Source organism: Streptomyces rubrogriseus (assembly GCF_027947575.1).
GTDB lineage: Bacteria > Actinomycetota > Actinomycetes > Streptomycetales > Streptomycetaceae > Streptomyces > Streptomyces rubrogriseus.
In genome coordinates, this window is sequence record NZ_CP116256.1 from 5,534,145 (window position 1) to 5,550,646 (window position 16,502).

Genomic DNA, 16,502 nt, shown 5'->3' on the forward strand with positions numbered 1-16,502 from the left:
GTGGTGCGTGGTGCGTCCGGCGGGCGGTCGTGGCGGACCTGGTCAGGGGCGGGCGTCGTGCCGGCGCGGCAGGATCAACAGCGCGTCGCCGACCGGGCGTTCGCCCGCTGCGTCCGAGGGGGAGTTGAGTACGGCGCCCTCGGCCACCATCGTCGTAGAGCCGCCGCCGTCCAGGTTGACGGCGGCGCGCAGGCCGAGTGACCTCGCGACCTCCGCGCTCTCGCCGATGCTGAGTCCGAGGGAGTCCGTGCTGCGCCCGTCGGCGGTGACGAGGACGGTCCGGCCCGCGGCGTCCACCCCGGCCAGGGTGCGCGGGTTGCGCTTGTGGACCCAGCCGTAGTACCAGCTCGGGTCGCCGGGGTGCACCATGCCGTCGGTGGCGGGGGTGACGTGGACACGGCCGTCGCGGACCAGCTCGGGGCCCGCGTTCACGATGTCGGTACCGGGCGAGGTGGGCATCCGGCGGGCTCGGTCGTCCAGCAGGGTCGTGCTCACGCGCAGGCGCTCGCCGACGCGGGCCGTCGCGGTCAGGTCGGCGACGCGTTCGCCCGTCGCCTGGACCGAGCTGCCGCCCCGGGGAATCGTTCCACCGCGCGGTGAGCGCAGTTCCACGACCCGCTCCTGGGCGTCCAGCACGGCTTCCATGCCTTCGCCCCCGGGGCTGCGGCCGCCGTAGTCCGGGGTGAAGGCGACCAGCTCGTCGGGGTTGGTGCAGGTGACGTCGTGCAATGGGAGCGACGTCGGGGTGTCGCCCGCGCTGCCGCCGCAGTTCCTGATCAGCCCGGGTACGCGGTTGACGCCGTTCAGGGGGAGGGAGGCGGCTCGGGTGGCGATCCGGCCCTGCCAGGTGAGGCGGGCGATCTCGGTGCGGCGGCCGTTGTCGTGGACGACCAGGGCCGGGCGTCCGGCCACCGGTTCGCTCAGCAGGCGGCCGTCGTACACGCCCACTCCGGCGGGGTCGCCCGGTGCGCCCGCCCTGGGGTCGAGGACGAAGAAGCCGGCGTTGACCGCGGCCGTGGCGGCGGCCGACGCCGCGAGCGCGCTGGTCGTCTCGCGGTTCTCCAGGTCGGGGCCGTACGACGCGTCGAGGGTGCCGCGGAACGTGCGCGGGTCGATGGTGAGTACGTCGACGTGCCACGGGCCCCGGTCCGTCGCCGCGCCGTCCCAGCCGGTGTAGACGGCCGAGCCCGAGTACCCGGCAGCTCTCAGGCGGGTGCGTTCGGCCGTCGCGGCTGTCTGCGAGTCGAAGGTGCCGACGCGGACCCGCCAGCCGAGGGTGCCACCCCGGTAGTCGGCCGTCGCGGGTGTCGTCACCTCCTCCACCCTCGCCTCGAAGCCGTCCCGCCGCAGTTCCGCGGCCAGTTGGTCGGCGCTCGCCCGGTCCTTCAGCGCCGTCGGCGGCGCGTCGGGGTCCGGGGAGGTGTCGCCGCCGGGGATGGACGCCTCGACGGTCCAGTGGAGTGCCGGGTCCTCGGCGTTCCCGCGCACGATGCGGGTCAGGGTGACGCCCGGCTGGAGGGTGGTCGTGGTGCGGCGCTCGGGGAGGCCGGCGGGGCCCAGGGGGAGGGCGCGACGGGCCGTCGGCGGGTGCCCACCGGGGTCCGGGGACGCCACGGCGGCCGGTGGCAGCGCGGCCAGCGCGGTGAGGGCGCCGAGAACGACACCCGTGGCGGCGCACAGCCGCCTCTTCCTCAGCTTCATCTGTCGTCCCGTCTCGCGCCGACCACGGACACCGACCGACCCATGCTGCGCACAAGTATCGGCCGGTCCCGGCCCACGTCAAGGCCGCCTCGGAAGGCGGAAGTCCGTCCGGTTCGCATGCGCCCCCGGTCAGGGGATCCGCGCCACGCCCGCATAGAAGCCGCTGCGTTCCCGCGCCGGTGCCGGCTCCTCCTGGTACCACTCGGTCGCGGACACCAGGCCGGGCTCGACGAGTTCGAGGCCGGAGAAGAAGGGCTCGACCTCGCTCCGGGTGCGCATCCGCAGCGGGATGGCCCCCTTCTTGTAGGCGGACTCGGTCTCCTGCCTCAGCTCCGGGTGCTGGTCGGCGGTGCCGTGCGACAGGAGCAGGTAGCTGCCGGAGGGCAGGGTGTCCACGAGGGTGCGCACGACACGGTACGGGTCCTCGTCGTCCGGCAGGAAGTGCAGGAGCGCGATCAGGGAGAGGGCGATCGGACGGTCGAGGTCCAGTACCTCCCGGGCGCGTGCGAGGATCGTCGCGGGCTGCCGTACGTCGGCGTGGAGGAAGTCCGTGACTCCCTCCGGGGTGCTGGTCAGCAGCGCCTCCGCGTGCCTGAGGACGATCGGGTCGTTGTCCGCGTAGACGATCCGGGCGGCCGGGCTGATCGCCTGCACGATCTGGTGCAGGTTGGGTTGGGTGGGGATGCCGGTGCCGATGTCCAGGAACTGGTCGACGCCGTTCTTCGCCAGCCAGGCCGCCGCGCGGTGCATGAACGCCCGGTTCCGGGCCGCGTTGCCGCGTGCCTCCGCGGGGAGGGTCTCGCCGACCCGCTGGTCGACGGGGTAGTTGTCCTTGCCGCCCAGCAGCCAGTCGTAGACGCGGGCCGGGTGCGGCCTGCTCGTGTCGATGTGGGGTCTGGGTGTACCGGCGGTCACAGGACACTCCTCCGTACGCGGGACGGCATCGTCGGGTCGTCAGCGTAGTGGGACCGGCGTCCGCTCCCGTGCCAAGATGATGTTCCGACCGGCGCTCACCCGGGCGCTCATCACTCCGGCGCCTTGGGTGGCCCACGAGTTGAGGACGGAGTCAGGCCGCATGACCTCCCTGAGCAGTGGTGAGAGCGCCGCCCACCCCGACCGGATCGACACGAGCAGGCCCCATCCCGCACGGATGTACGACTACTTCCTCGGCGGGAAGGACAACTACGAGGTCGACCAGAGGGCCGCCGAGCAGTTCATGAAGTCGGCGCCCGAGGTGCGTGAGGGAGTTCTCGCCAACCGGCACTTCATGCACCGGGCGGTGCGGCACGTGGTGGCCGAGGGCGGCGTCCGCCAGATACTCGACGTGGGCACGGGCCTGCCCACCGAACCCAACGTGCACCAGATCGCGCGGTCCCTCGCACCCGGTACCCGGGTCGCGTACGTCGACAACGACCCCATCGTCGCCACCCACTCGAGGGCCCTGGCCGACGACCCGGACACCGCCGTCGTCCTGGCCGACCTGCGCGACCCGCGCACGATCCTCGACCATCCCGAGGTACGCGCGGTCATCGACTTCGACCGGCCGGTGGCGCTGCTGCTGGTCGCCGTCGTGCACTTCGTGGCCGACGCGCAGGACCCGGTGGGCATCGTCGCCACCCTGCGCGACGCGCTGCCCGCCGGTTCCTACCTCGTCCTGTCGCACGCGACGGGCGACGTCCACGAGGACCGGCGCGAGGACGCGGCGGCCGTCTACAACAAGGCCACCGCGTCCCTCAACCTGCGGTCGCACGCCGCGGTCCTCGACCTGTTCGGTGACTTCTCGCTCGTGGAGCCGGGTCTGGTCCGGGTCACCGACTGGCGCCCCGAGGAGACGCGGCGCCCCGACGCCCCGCCGATCGGCATCTACGGCGGAGTGGCACGCAAGGACGCCTGACGCACGGCGGCGGCCCGGCCCCGGCCGACGGCGGCCGGCTATCCCTTCTGCTCCACCCGCACCCAGTCCACCTCGGCCTGCACTCCCCCGGCCGCGATCCGGTCCACGCTGGACTGCGGCAGCCCCCAGTACGGACTGGTGACCTGGTTCCAGCCCGCCGGGTAGGCGCCGCCGAGCGCGAGGTTGAGGATGACGTATTGGTCGTGGTCGAAGACCCAGGCGCCGCGTGTCGACTCCAGTTTGTTGCGCGACGTCTCCTGGACCACCCGGTCGTCGACGGAGAACCTCATGCCCGTCGGGGTCCACTCCACCGCGTAGGTGTGCCACTGGTCGGCCCGGCCGCCGCCCGGGTACACCTGGCGTGCGCCGATGTTGCCGTCCGCCGAGTAGCCGGGGCCGTGCAGGGCGCTGCTGGTCCAGTCGCCGTAGCCGATGTTCTCCATGATGTCGGTCTCGCCGGATGCGGGCCAGGACACGGAGGGGTCGTCGACGTCGCTGCCGAGCAGCCAGAAGGCGGGCCAGAAGCCGTCGCCGACGGGGAGCTTCATGCGGGCGCTGACCCGGCCGTAGGTGAAGTCGAACTTCGTGTTGGTGTCGATGCGGCCGGACGTGAAGTCGTAGGTGCCGCCGCCCGCCTTCGTGCAGCCCTTGCAGTGCTCGGCGCGCAGGACCAGGGCGCCGTTCTCCAGGCGGATGTTGTCGGCCGAGTCGACGTAGGCCTGCGACTCGCCGTTGACGGAGCCCATCTCCGTGCCGGTGCGGACCACGCGCCACTTGCCGCGGTCCAGCGCGGCGGAGGTGAAGTCGTCGAAGAACGTGGTCCGGTAGGTGCCGGACTGTTCGCCGGGCAGCGCCGGGTAGGCGGCGGCCGCGCTGCCTCCGGTGCCCCAGACCTCGAACTCGTAGAGGGAGTAGCCGAACTGGGCGGTGGCGGGCGCCGGGTTGTAGAAGGAGCGGCGTTCCTTGCCGAGCATGCGGACGTAGCGGCCGGTGGCTGGCTGGGGCAGGCGCACGGTGTCGTGGCGGCCGGTGGCCTCGCCCGGCGACCTGACGTCGGCGCGGCGGGCGGCGGCCTCGGCCGCGGAGGGGCGGTACACGGTGCGCCAGGTGCGGTTGTCGTCGGAGACCTGGAGTTCGTAGTCGACGGCGTAGGCCGCCTCCCAGTACAGCTCGACGGTGTCGATGGTGGAGGTGGCGCCGAGGTCGACGGAGACCCAGCGGTCGGCGTTCCAGTCGCTGGACCAGCGGGTGGTGTCGGCCTTGAGGTCGGCGGGGCGGCCGCCGTCGGTGACGAACGCGGGTGAGTTTCCGGCGTGCTGGTAGACGTTCGAGTACGCGGGGTGGTTGAGGGCGAGGTTGGTGCGGGTGGTGGAGGCGGGAGCCGGTTCGCCGCCGTAGACCTTGAAGGAGTAGAGGGAGTAGCCGTAGGGGGTGGCGCGTTCGATGCCGCGCATGCGGACGTAGCGGGCCCGCACCTCCTGCGGGTAGGTGTGCGCGGTGACCGAGCCTCCGGTGCCTGCGGTCTCGGTGTAGAAGGGCGTCCAGTCGGTGCCGTTCGTGGACGCTTCCAGTACGTATCTCTTGCCGTGGGCCGCCTCCCAGTCCAGCGTCACCCGGTCGACGCGGATCGTCGTGCCGAGGTCGACGCGGATCCAGGCGTCGTCGGTGAAGTCGCTGGACCAGCGGGTGCCGCCGTCGCCGTCGAAGGCGAGGCCGGGCGCGGTGCCGGCGTTCTCGCCGGCCGAGGCGGTGACCGCGGCCGGGTCGGCGGCGTACGCGGTGGCCGCGCGGTCGGTGTCCCAGGCCGCGGCCGCGGCGACGGACGGTTGGGCGGCGGCCGGAACGGGGGTGGTGAGGGACGGGACCGCGGCCAGCACGGCGAGCGCGGTCAGGGCGGTGAGAAGGGTGCGGGGGGTACGGGACGGCATGCGGTTCTTCTCCTTGGGACGACTGGACAACGCCATGGGTAACGGCATGGGCAATGTCACGGCTGGTGTCATGAACCTGACATACGAACAGGGAAGTCCGTGCACGCGGACCGTGGTGGGCGCGGACTCCCGCATCCGCACCCACCACGGGGCTCAGGCGGCCTTGCGCTCCCTCCCCCGCGCCCGGCCGATGATGTCCGCGTAGTGGTGTCCGCTGCCCTTGATCGTGCGGACCTGGGTCGCGTAGTCGACGTGGACCAGGCCGAAGCGCTTGTCGTAGCCGTACGCCCACTCGAAGTTGTCCAGCAGCGACCAAGCGAAGTACCCGGCCAGCGGGGCTCCCCTGCGGGCGGCGGAGGCACAGGCCGCGAGGTGTGCGGTCAGGTACTCCTGGCGCTCGGGGTCGTCGACGGTGCCGTCGGGACGGACCAGGTCGGGGAAGGACGAGCCGTTCTCGGTGACGTACAGCTTGCGCGGTCCGTACTCCTCGGTCAGGCGCAGCAGCAGGTCCTCGATGCCGCCGGCGTCGATCTCCCAGTCCATGCCGGTGCGCGGGACGCCGGCGCGGCGGACGGTGCGCACCTGCGGGGCTGGGCCGGTGGGGTCGGCGGCGACGGTCTGGGGGAAGTAGTAGTTCAGGCCGAGCCAGTCCAGCTCGGCGCCGATGAGCTGCATGTCTCCTGGCCGCTCGGGGAGTTCGACGCCGTAGACCTCGCGCATGTCCTGCGGGAAGCCGCGGCCGTGGATCGGGTCGAGCCACCAGCGGTTCGTGTGGCCGTCCATGCGGCGGGCGGCGGCCAGATCCTCCTCGCGGTCGGTGGCGGCGTGGATGGTGGAGAGGTTGTTGACGATGCCCACCTGGGCGTCCGGGGCCGCCGCGCGGATGGCCCGCATCGCCAGACCGTGCCCCAGGAGCAGGTGGTAGGAGGCGCGGACGGCCGCCGTCAGATCGGTCCGGCCGGGGGCCATCTTGCCCTCCAGGTGTCCGATCCAGGCCGAGCACAGCGGCTCGTTGAGGGTGGCCCAGTGCCCGACGCGGTCGCCGAGGCGTTCGGCGACGACGGCGGCGTACGCGGCGAAGTGTTCGGCGGTGGCCCGCTCCGGCCAGCCGCCCCGGTCCTGGAGCACCTGCGGCAGGTCCCAGTGGTAGAGGGTGACGGACGGGGTGATGCCGGCGGCCAGCAGGTCGTCGACGAGCCGGTCGTAGAAGGCCAGGCCCTTGGCGTTGACCGGGCCGTCGCCGCCCGGCACCACGCGCGGCCAGGCGACGGAGAGGCGGTAGGCGTTGGTGCCGAGGCGCCGCATCAGCTCGATGTCCTCGTGCGTGCGGTGGTAGTGGTCGCAGGCGACGTCGCCGTGGTCGCCGTTGTCGATCTTCCCGGGGGTGTGCGAGAAGGTGTCCCAGATCGACGGCGAACGTCCGTCCTCCGCCACGGCTCCCTCGATCTGGTACGCCGATGTGGCCGTGCCCCACAGGAAGTCGTCCGGGAGTGCGGCGAAGTCGATGGTCACGAAGGTCCTTTCGGGTTGGGGGTGAGAGCGGTGGGGCGTGCCGGTCACTTGACGGCTCCGGCCGTCAGGCCCGCCACCAGGTAGCGCTGGAGGAGCAGGAAGCCCGCGACCACGGGCACGCTCACGACCAGCGAGGCGGCCATGATCTGGTTCCAGTAGACGTCGTTCTGCGTGGAGTAGCCCTGGAGTCCGACCGCCAGGGTGCGGGTGGCGTCGTTGGTCATGACGGAGGCGAACAGGACTTCGCCCCAGGCGGTCATGAAGGCGTAGACGGCGACCGCGACGATGCCGGGGATGGCGGCGGGCACGACGACCTTGAACAGGGCGCGCAGCGGCCCGCAGCCGTCGACGAGGGCCGCCTCGTCCAGGTCCCGGGGTACCGAGTCGAAGTACCCGATCAGCATCCAGATGGAGAAGGGCAGGGAGAAGGTCAGGTAGGTGAGGATGAGGCCGCCGCGGGAACCGAACAGGGCGATCCCGGTGGCGTTGCCGATGTTGACGTAGATCAGGAAGAGGGGCAGCAGGAAGAGGATGCCCGGGAACATCTGCGTGGACAGGACGGTCACCGAGAAGACGCGCTTGCCGCGGAACTCGTAGCGGCTGACGGCGTAGGCGGCGAAGACCGCGATCACGACGGAGCAGACGGTCGCGGCGCCCGCCACGATGAGTGAGTTGAGGAAGTACTTCGCCAGCGGGACCGTCGACCAGATGTCGATGTACGGGCGGATGGTCAGGTTGCTGGGCAGCCAGTGGAACTGGCTGGAGACGTCCTCGAGCGGCTTCAGCGAGCTGGAGACCATGACGTACACCGGCAGCAGGACGAAACCGGTCAGCAGGGTGAGGAAGACGCGGCGGGTCCAGGTGAAGGAGCGCGGTGCCGCCATCGGGGACCTAGACATCGGCCGTCTTCCTCTCCTGGGGGTTGCGGGGGGCCCGCGCGGTCCTGGAGGTCACGAACAGGTACACGCCCGTCACCAGCAGCAGGAAGAGCAGCAGCAGGACCGACATCGCGGAGCCGGCGCCGAAGTTCCAGGTGACGAAGGACGACTGGTAGATGTGGATGGAGATCAGGTCGGCGGCTTCCGGCGCCGCCTTGCCGAACAGGACGAACGGCGTGTTGAAGTCGTTGAACGTCCACAGGAACAGCACCAGGACCAGGACCTGGTTGACCGGACGCAGCGACGGCAGGGTGATGCGGCGGATCTGCTGCCAGACGCCGGCGCCGTCCAGGGCGGCGGCCTCGTACAGCTCCTTGGGGATGTTCTGGAGGCCGGCCATGACGATGAGGAAGGCGAACGGCCAGCCCTTCCACACCGACACGACGAGCAGCGCGACGAAGCTGTTGTCGCCGATCAGCCAGAAGGAGGGCTTGTCGGTGAGGCCCAGCTGGTCGTGCAGGACGTGGTTCACCAGGCCGTTGTCGTGCTGGAACATGAACGCCCAGGTGATGACGGCCGCGTAGACCGGCAGGGCGTACGGCACCAGGAAGATCGCGCGGAGCAGGCCACGGCCGCGGAAGGCGTCCTGCATGCAGATCGCGGCGGCGGTGCCGATCAGCCAGCACAGGCCGACGGAGAGGATCGTGAAGGCGCAGGTGACGAGGAAGGAGTGGAGCAGCGCCTCGCCGACGGGGGCGTCGAAGTCCACCGACATGGTGAAGTTGTCGAGCCCGGTCCACGGGGCGGTGGTCCAGTCGCGGATGTAGAACTGGGTGAGTTCCTTGAAGCTCATCACGATGCCGATGACCATCGGCACCAGGTGGACGAGGAGTTCGAGGAGCAGGGCCGGCAGGAGCAGCAGGTAGGGCAGGCCGATGCGGCGGATCCGCCCGGGGCGGCGGCGGGGTCCGCGCGCCGTCCCGGGGGAGCTCTTGCCGACCGTCCGCTCGCCGGGCTGCGCCGAGGCGGTCGTGGTGGTCATGGCGAGGTCCGTGTCCGTGTCGGAGTCGGTGGGGCCGGTTCGAAGTCGAGGGTCGGGGTGCTCACTTGTTGGGCATCTGCTGCTGTGCCTTGGCGAGCTTCTCCTTGACGGACTCGGTGGTCACCTCGCGTCCGTTCGCCGCGTCGGCGAACAGTTCCTTGACGGCGGTGCCGACCGCGGTCTCGAACTGCGACTCGTCGGGCACCTGGGGCAGGGCCGCGGCGCTGGTGGCGAGGGTCTCGCGCAGGACGGTGGTGCCCTGGGTGTTGAACGCCGGGTCGGACTGGGCGGCCTTGACCGGCGGGATGGAGCCGTAGGCCTTGTTGAGGAGCTTCTGCTCGGCGTCGCTGGTCATGAACTTCACGAACTTGGTGGCGCCGTCGAGGTTGTCGCTGTTCTTGAAGACGGCCATGTTGATGCCGGCGACCATGGAGTTGGTGGCCTTGCCGGCGCCGGGCGCGCCGGACGGGACGGGCGCGGGGGCGACGCCCCACTCGTCGTCCTTCATGCCCATGGTCTTGAAGGTGGCGGAGGCGGTCTGCCACAGCACCATCGCGGTCTTGCCCTTGGCGAAGTCGCTGAGGGACTGGTTCTGCGCGTACTCGGCGTTGCCGGGTGCGACGACCTTGTCCTTCGCCATCAGGTCGACGTACTGCTTGACGGCGGCGACGGCTCCCTCGGAGGTGAAGTCGGGCTTGCCGTCGGCGGTGAAGAAGTCGGCGCCGTGCTGCTTGGCGAGGACGAAGACCTGGTGGATGTTGTTGGACAGGTTGGAGCCCTCGGCGCCCAGGCCCCACTTGCCGTCCTTGGAGATCTTCTTGCCGGTCTCGACCAGCTCGTCCCAGGTGGCCGGGGGCTTGGTGATGCCGGCGTCGGCGAACATCTGCTTGTTGTAGTAGAGCGCGTAGGCCATCGAGTACAGCGGGACCGCGGCCGGGTCCTGGCCCTCGACGCCGGTGGAGCCGAGCGCGGAGTCGACGAAGCGGTCCCTGCCGCCGATCTTCTCGAAGTTCTTGCTGTCCCAGGGCAGCAGGGCGCCGGTGGCCTGGAGGGAGGCGCTCCAGGTGTTGCCGATGTTCAGGACGTCGGGGCCCTGTCCCGAGGTGGTGGCGGTGAGGATCCGGTTGAGCAGGTCGGACCAGGGCACCACCTCCAGCTTCACCTTGATGCCGGTCTCCTTCTCGAACTTGTCGAGTTCGGGCTGGAGGACCTTCTTGTCGACCTCGACACTGGCGCCCTGGTTGGAGGCCCAGTAGGTGAGTTCCTTCGGCGAGTCGTTGGATCCGCCGCCCGAGGAGGAGCCCCCTCCGCAGGCCGTGGCGGCGAGTGCGAGAGACATGGTGACGGCGCCTACGGCCGCGGCTCGGATGCTGCGCATGGCTCCTGGGTTCCTTCCGGGAGTCGGTCGGGAAGTCCCGACGGCGGCTTCGGCTGTTTCCCTTCCGAAGCCCCTCATGGCTTAATTTAGGACGTGAGTTAAACCCCGAGAGAAAGACTCGTCAAGGTCTCTCGCACGTTCGAGGGGCGCGCGGGGGCGGCAGAGGAAGGGGCCGGATGGCCAGGCACGGCGGGCGCACGGTCCGTGACCTGCGGCGGGAGAGCCGCAGCAGCGTTCTGCAACGGTTGTATTTCGACGGGCCGATGAGCCGGCTCGCGCTGGGCTCGGCGGCCGCCCTGAGTTCGGGTTCCGTCAGCAACGTGGTCGCCGAACTGATGGCCGACGGACTCGTGGAGGAGGCGGGCACCCTCGGCGCGGACGGCGGCCGGCCGCGCACCCTGGTCCGGGTCGCGGCGGACCGGGGGCGCCTCGTCGGAGTCGACGTCGGCGAGACCCGCGTACGCGTGGAGCTGTTCGACCTGTCGATGTCCGAACTCGCCCGGGCGGAGCGCGCGCTGCCCGGACACGGGTCGCGCTCCTACGACGTCGGTGTCGTCGCCGGGCACATCCTCGACGGGGTCGCGGAGGTGCTCGGCGCCGACCGCGCCGACGGCCGGGCGCAGGGCGGCGGTGAGCTGCTGGGGGTCGGCATCGGTGTCCCCGGAATCGTCGAGCGCACGGCCGACGGCACCCTGGTGCACGGCCAGACCGTCGGCTGGGACGCGGTCCCGCTGGAGGCGCTGCTGCGCGACTCGGGCCGACTGCCCGCGCACGTACCGCTGTTCGTCGAGAACGGCGCCAGGACGCTGGGGCAGGCCGAGATGTGGTTCGGCGGCGGACGCGGCGCGCGCAACGCCGTGGTCGTGCTCTTCGGCTCCGGGGTCGGCGCGTGCGTCGTCACCCACGAGGTCGAGCAAGGACGTGCGGTGGAGTGGGGGCACCTGACGGTACAAGTGCGCGGGCGCCGCTGCCGGTGCGGCGCACGGGGCTGCCTGGAGGCGTACGCCGGGGCGGAGGCGCTGCTCGCGCGGTGGCGGGAGGCGGGTGGACAGCCGCCGTCCGGCGTCGACGAGGAGGCCGCGCTGACCGCCATGCTGTCCGCGGCCAGGCCGGGGGACGGGGGCGAACCGGACCCGGTGGCGTCGCGGGTGCTCGCCGAGACCGCCGAGTACCTGGGCGCGGGGCTGGCCGACCTGGTCAACCTCTTCCAGCCCGAGCGGGTCCTGGTGGGCGGCTGGGCCGGACTCCAACTGGGCCCGGCCTTCCTGGAGTCCGTCCGGGCCCACACGCTCGCCCACGCCCTGCGGCACCCCGCCGCACGGGTGGGCATCGCGCTGGGCCGCCTCGGGCCCGACGCGGTGACGGTGGGCGCCGCGATCCTGCCCCTGGCCGCGTTCTTCGCCCGCGGCGGCTGGCGTCCGCCGGTCGACTCCCCGCGCCGGCCCCGGCCTGGCGGGCCGCTCTCGGGGGAGGCTGGCGGCGCAGCGGGGCGGGGGCTGAGGCCGTGCGCGCGGCGCGTGCAGCGGCAGGTGCGTGGACTAGGCTGAGCCGGCCGGGATGCGCGGCCGGGGAGGGCGGCCCGGAGCGACCGCGGAGCGACCCGGAGGCGACCATTAGCGACAGGGAGAACGACGAGATGGCAGGCCGAAGGCGCTGGTCGACCGAGCAGATCCTGGACGCCGCGGCGGAGCTGCTGCTCGCGGGCGACGCCGAGACGTTCAGCGTGCGCAAGCTCGCCGCGTCGCTGGGGACCGACTCCTCCAGCCTCTACCGGCACTTCCGCAACAAGACCGAACTGCTGCGCGCGGTCGCGGACCGGATCCTGCTGTCCGCCATGGACGGCTACCGGCCCGAGGGCGACTGGAAGCAGCGCCTCACCGCCGTGGCACTGCGTCTGCGGGAGTCCTTCGGGCGGCAGCCGCAGCTCGCCGCGGTCTGGGGGCGCCACGGGTCGGGCGGTACGGGCTCCCGGCTGATGATGGAAGAGGTGTTGCAGGCCCTGCGCGCCTCGGGCCTGCCCGACGACGAGATCCCGGCGCGCTACCACCGGCTGGTGATCCTGATCTCCTCGCTGATCACCGCCGAGGGCGGCTTCGGCGCCGTCGGTGCCCAGGAGCACGAGCAGGGCATGGAGCAGTTCCGGGTCGCGGTGCTGGGCGCCGACCCCGAGCGCTTCCCCGCGCTGGCCCACTTCGCCCGGGAGATCCGCCCGCTGGGCGCGGACCGGGGCGCCGCCTTCGAGGAGATCCTCGCCGCCCACCTCGCCCACATCGAGGCCGCGACCCCCTGACCCGGGCCGCCCGCGCTACGCCGACTCCCGTACCACCAGCTCCGGGTCGAAGACGACCGACGTGGGCTCGACGCGCGCGCCCTTGATGTGGTCGTCGAGGAGGCGTGCCATCGTGGCCGCCATCTCCTCCACGGGCTGCCGTACGGTGGTCAGCCGGGGCCGGCAGGTGACGGCCACGCTGGAGTCGTCGAAGCCGACGACCGCGACGTCCTGCGGCACCCGGCGCCCGTGGTCGCGCAGCACCTGGACGGCACCCTGGGCCATCAGGTCGTTGGCGGTGAACACACCGTCGGTGTCCGGGTGTTCGGTGAGCAGGGAGGTCATCGCGGCCATGCCGCTGTCCACCGTGAAGCCGCCCTCGGCCACCGGCACGTACGGGTGCCCGTGCCGGGCCAGGGTGTCGCGGAAGCCGGCCAGGCGCTCCTGGCTGGCCGCGACCGCCAGCGGGCCCGCGACGGTGGCTATCCGGCGGCACCCCCGCTCCAGCAGGTGCTCGGCGGCGAGCCGCCCGCCGTCGCGGTGGGCCAGGTCGACGTAGCTCAGCGGTACGGGGCGGCCCGGACGGGCGAACAGCACCGCCGGCAGTCCGGCTCCGGCGAGCAGCGCGGGCAGCGGGTCGTCGGGGTGCGTGGACACCACCAGCGCGCCGTCCGCGCCGCCCTGCCTGAGGTAGGCCACGACCTCCTGCCGGGCCTCGGGCGTCTCGGCGAACATCAGCACCGGATGCATCCTGCGTGGCCGCAGATGCCCGACCACGCCGCCTACCACGCGGCCGAAGAACGGGTCGGCGAAGACCCGCGTGGCGAACGCGTTCTGCTCCGTGTCCGTGGCGTCGCCCGCGCCCGAGACGACCAGCGCGACGGTGGTCGTGCGCCGGGTCACCAGCTGCCTGGCGGCCTGGTTGGGCGCGTACCCGGTTCGTTCGATGGCCCGGCGGACCAGGTCCTGGATGGCCGGGTCCACGTTGCGGACGCCGTTGACCACCCGCGAGACGGTGGCCCGGGAGACGCCGGCCTCCCGGGCCACGTCCTCCAGGGTCGGGGCCTGTCTGCTCATGCCCGCACCCTAACCGGCGGGGTCCGGCGCACGGTAGAGCGCTCTCCGCTCCCCCGCCCCCTGTCCTCGCGCTCTTCCCGCCGCGCCCTGCCGGCCGCGCGCCGTCCGCCGCCCTCACGCGGAAGCCGGCGGCACCACCTCCATCTCCGCGGCCAGCGGCACGTCCCCCGCCGACCGCCCGGCCAGCACCCGGCAGGGCCCCGCCTCGGTACGCCAGGCGTGCTCCGCCACCGACCAGTGGCGCAGGGCCCGCGCCGGGACGCGCACCGTCGCCGTCACCGTCTCCCCCGGACGCGCCCGCACCGCCGCGTATCCGGCGAGCCACCGCGCGGGACGGTCGAGGGTCGACGCGGGCCGGGCCAGGTACACCTGGACGACCTCCCGGCCCGCTCGCGCACCGGTGTTGCGCACCCGCACGCGCACGGTGAGGCCGTCGCCCGCCCGGGTCACCGGCGGGACGGTCAGCTCCTCGTACAGCCACGTGGTGTAGCCGAGCCCGTGGCCGAACCAGTAGGCGGGCGTGCGGTGGTGGCGCAGCCAGCCCCGGTGACCGAGGTGCAGTCCCTCGTCGTAGTCGAGGCGGCCGCCGTCCGGGCGAGTGCGGGTGACCGGGGCGTCGGCGAGGGCGGCCGGCCAGGTGGTGGGCAGTCGTCCGCCCGGCTCGGCGTGTCCGAAGAGCACGTCGGCCAGTCCACCGCCGCCCTCCTGTCCGGGAAACCAGGCCAGCAGCACCGCTCCCGTCTGCTCCCGCCACGGCAGTTCCACCGGCCCGCCGCTGTTGACGACGGCGACGGTGCGCGGATTGGCGGCCGCGACGGCGCGGACCAGCGCGTCCTGGGTGGCGCCGAGCGCCAGGCCCGTACGGTCGTAGCCCTCCGACTCCCCGTGCTCGGTGGTGCCGACGACCACGACCGCGGCGTCCGCAGCACCGGCCGCGCGGGCGGCCTCGGCAAGCGACGCGGTCACGTCCGGGGCGGGCGGGGCCGCGACGAGGACGGTCGCCCGGCCGGTGCCGGGCGCCAGCTCGCGCCGGGCCACCAGCAGGGTGGGCCGGCCGGCGGTGAGGTCGGCGGTGGCGTACTGGGCGGGCGGGTTGACGTGCACCACCGCCGGATCGTCGGTGGACGGCGGGAAGTCCCCCTCCAGCAGGGTACGTCCGTCCGTCGTCAGGCTCATCCGGCCGAACCCGGCCACGCCCAGGGACCAGGAGCCGCCGGTGCGGGGACACAGCCGGGCGCTGATCTCGACGGTGTGCGCGCCCGGCACCAGGCGGGGCTCCAGCAGGCGTCCGCCGCGGCGCCGTTCGGCGTACAGCTCGCGGCCGTCCGCGTCGAGCATCCGCAGCAGGACGCCGGGCAGCCCCGAGCGCGGGTCGGTGCAGGCGTCCGGGTCCAGTGGAGGTGCGGGGCCGTCCGGCCGGGGGCCCGGAACGTGTACGACGCGGGCCCGGCCGCGCAGTTCGGCCCGGATGCCGTCGAGGACGGACACCTCGTCCTGCGGGAAGACGCCCGCGCTGCCGCCGCCCTGGGTACGGGTCCGCGCGGCATGCGCGCCGATCACGGCGACCGTCCCGAGGTGCTCGGGGTCGAGTGGCAGGACGTCCTTGTTGGCCAGCAGCACCGTCCCCGCTGCGACGGCCCGACGGGCCAGCGCCCGCCCGTCCCCGGCACGCCGCGGCCGGGACCCGGACGGCTGCGCACCGTGCGCCGGGTCCCGGCCCGGGAAGCTCTCCGCACCGGGCACCGGCCCCCGGCCCGCGAGACCCTCCGCACCGGGCACCGGCCCCGGCCCGCGAGACCCTCCGCACCGGGCACCGGCCCCCGGCCCGCGAGACCCTCCGCACCGGGCACCGGGCCCGGGACCGCCGCCCCGTCCGCACCCGGCGAGTCGGCTGGCCCGGCCGGGACCGGCGACCGGGACGCGTCGCGCCCACCCAGCGCGCCGAGCCACGCCGCGAGCCTCAGCAGGCGCCGTGCCTTGTCGTCGACGGTCGGCTCGGGCACCGCGCCCTCGGCCACCGCACGGGCCAGCGCCTCGCCCCAGGCGCCGTCGGGGCCCGGCATGGCGAGGTCGAGACCGGCGCGGGCGGTGTCGGTCGTGCCGCGCACCGCGCCCCAGTCGGACACGACGACGCCGTCGAAGCCCCACTCGCTCTTCAGCGGGTCGGTGAGCAGGGCGTTCGCGGTCATCGTGGTGCCGTTGACCGCGTTGTACCCCGCCATGACGAGCCGGACCCCGGCGGCCACCGCCGCCTCGAAGGGGGCGAGGTAGACCTCTCGCAGCGCCCGCTCGCCCACCCGCACGTCGACGGTGAGGCGGTCGGTCTCGGAGTCGTTGGCCACGTAGTGCTTCGCGGTGGCGGCCACGCCGTGCGCCTGGATCCCGCGGACCAGCGCGGCGCCGATCCGGCCGGTCAGCTCGGGGTCCTCGGAGAGGCACTCGAAGTGCCGGCCGCCCAGCGGGCTGCGGTGCAGGTTGAGGGTCGGGGCGAGGACGACGTCCACGCCCTTGCGCCGGGCCTCTGCGGCGAGCAGGCCGCCGAGGTCCTCGACCAGCGCCTCGTCCCAGGTGGCGGCGAGCGCCGAGGCGGAGGGCAGCAGGAGAGAGGTGCTCCGCTCGTCCCAGGCCTCGCCCCGTACGCCCGCCGGGCCGTCCGACATCACCAACTCCCGTAATCCCACCGCCGGTTCCGCCCTCGTCCGCCAGGTCGTGGCGCCGTTCAGCAGCAGTGCGCGGGCGCGTGGTGTCAGTTTGCCGAGCAGCCGGTCGATCTCTTCGTCGCTCGTCCCCACCCGGGTCTCCCCCTTCCCCTCGTCCCCGGCG

General features: G+C 73.0%; 10 protein-coding genes and 2 pseudogenes. 3 read left to right on the forward strand and 9 right to left on the reverse strand.

Going from position 1 to position 16,502, the window contains the following annotated elements:
- Positions 1-42: 42 nt before the first annotated feature.
- Both Sru02f_RS25310 and Sru02f_RS25315 read right to left on the reverse strand, forming a co-directional pair.
- Positions 43-1,701 (reverse strand): phosphodiester glycosidase family protein, encoded by a 1,659-nt coding sequence (locus Sru02f_RS25310; protein ID WP_109028583.1) that lies wholly within the window; start codon positions 1,699-1,701, stop codon positions 43-45.
- A gap of 129 nt (positions 1,702-1,830) precedes the next feature.
- Positions 1,831-2,616, reverse strand: a complete 786-nt coding sequence (locus Sru02f_RS25315) for an SAM-dependent methyltransferase (protein ID WP_109028582.1) — start codon at positions 2,614-2,616, stop codon at positions 1,831-1,833.
- A 160-nt stretch (positions 2,617-2,776) separates the two neighbouring features.
- Here Sru02f_RS25315 and Sru02f_RS25320 point away from each other — a divergent pair, with 160 nt between their 5' ends.
- A complete protein-coding gene (locus tag Sru02f_RS25320; protein ID WP_164279784.1) occupies positions 2,777-3,595 on the forward strand; it encodes an SAM-dependent methyltransferase in 819 nt (272 codons plus the stop codon).
- A 38-nt stretch (positions 3,596-3,633) separates the two neighbouring features.
- Here the strand turns inward: Sru02f_RS25320 and Sru02f_RS25325 are convergent, their stop codons facing one another.
- The 5 genes from Sru02f_RS25325 to Sru02f_RS25345 form a co-directional block, all read right to left on the reverse strand.
- Complete coding sequence (locus Sru02f_RS25325) at positions 3,634-5,523, reverse strand: discoidin domain-containing protein (protein ID WP_109028580.1); 1,890 nt, start codon at positions 5,521-5,523, stop codon at positions 3,634-3,636.
- A 153-nt stretch (positions 5,524-5,676) separates the two neighbouring features.
- Positions 5,677-7,035 carry a GH1 family beta-glucosidase gene (locus tag Sru02f_RS25330; protein WP_109028579.1) on the reverse strand — a complete coding sequence of 453 codons (1,359 nt, stop codon included), beginning with the start codon at positions 7,033-7,035 and terminating at the stop codon, positions 5,677-5,679.
- A gap of 44 nt (positions 7,036-7,079) precedes the next feature.
- Positions 7,080-7,919 (reverse strand): carbohydrate ABC transporter permease, encoded by an 840-nt coding sequence (locus Sru02f_RS25335; RefSeq protein ID WP_109028578.1) that lies wholly within the window; start codon positions 7,917-7,919, stop codon positions 7,080-7,082.
- A 7-nt stretch (positions 7,920-7,926) separates the two neighbouring features.
- The gene (locus tag Sru02f_RS25340; RefSeq protein ID WP_109028577.1) at positions 7,927-8,955 is read right to left on the reverse strand and encodes a carbohydrate ABC transporter permease; all 1,029 of its coding nucleotides are present in this window, start codon (positions 8,953-8,955) and stop codon (positions 7,927-7,929) included.
- A 61-nt stretch (positions 8,956-9,016) separates the two neighbouring features.
- A complete protein-coding gene (locus Sru02f_RS25345) occupies positions 9,017-10,333 on the reverse strand; it encodes an ABC transporter substrate-binding protein (RefSeq protein ID WP_109028576.1) in 1,317 nt (438 codons plus the stop codon).
- 176 nt (positions 10,334-10,509) lie between these two features.
- On the opposite strand from Sru02f_RS25345, the pseudogene Sru02f_RS25350 reads away from it, so the two are divergent.
- Together Sru02f_RS25350 and Sru02f_RS25355 are read left to right on the forward strand one after the other, a co-directional pair.
- Positions 10,510-11,798, forward strand: a pseudogene (locus Sru02f_RS25350) (ROK family protein); the annotation flags it as partial.
- Positions 11,799-11,969: 171 nt separating this feature from the next.
- Positions 11,970-12,623: a TetR/AcrR family transcriptional regulator gene (locus Sru02f_RS25355; RefSeq protein WP_109028574.1), complete on the forward strand. Its 654-nt coding sequence runs from the start codon at positions 11,970-11,972 to the stop codon at positions 12,621-12,623.
- Between the two features lie 15 nt (positions 12,624-12,638).
- On the opposite strand, the gene Sru02f_RS25360 is transcribed toward Sru02f_RS25355, so the two are convergent.
- Together Sru02f_RS25360 and Sru02f_RS25365 are read right to left on the reverse strand one after the other, a co-directional pair.
- Positions 12,639-13,679, reverse strand: a complete 1,041-nt coding sequence (locus Sru02f_RS25360; protein ID WP_109028573.1) for a LacI family DNA-binding transcriptional regulator — start codon at positions 13,677-13,679, stop codon at positions 12,639-12,641.
- A gap of 114 nt (positions 13,680-13,793) precedes the next feature.
- Positions 13,794-16,471 (reverse strand): annotated as a pseudogene (locus tag Sru02f_RS25365) (glycoside hydrolase family 3 C-terminal domain-containing protein).
- Positions 16,472-16,502: the final 31 nt, after the last annotated feature.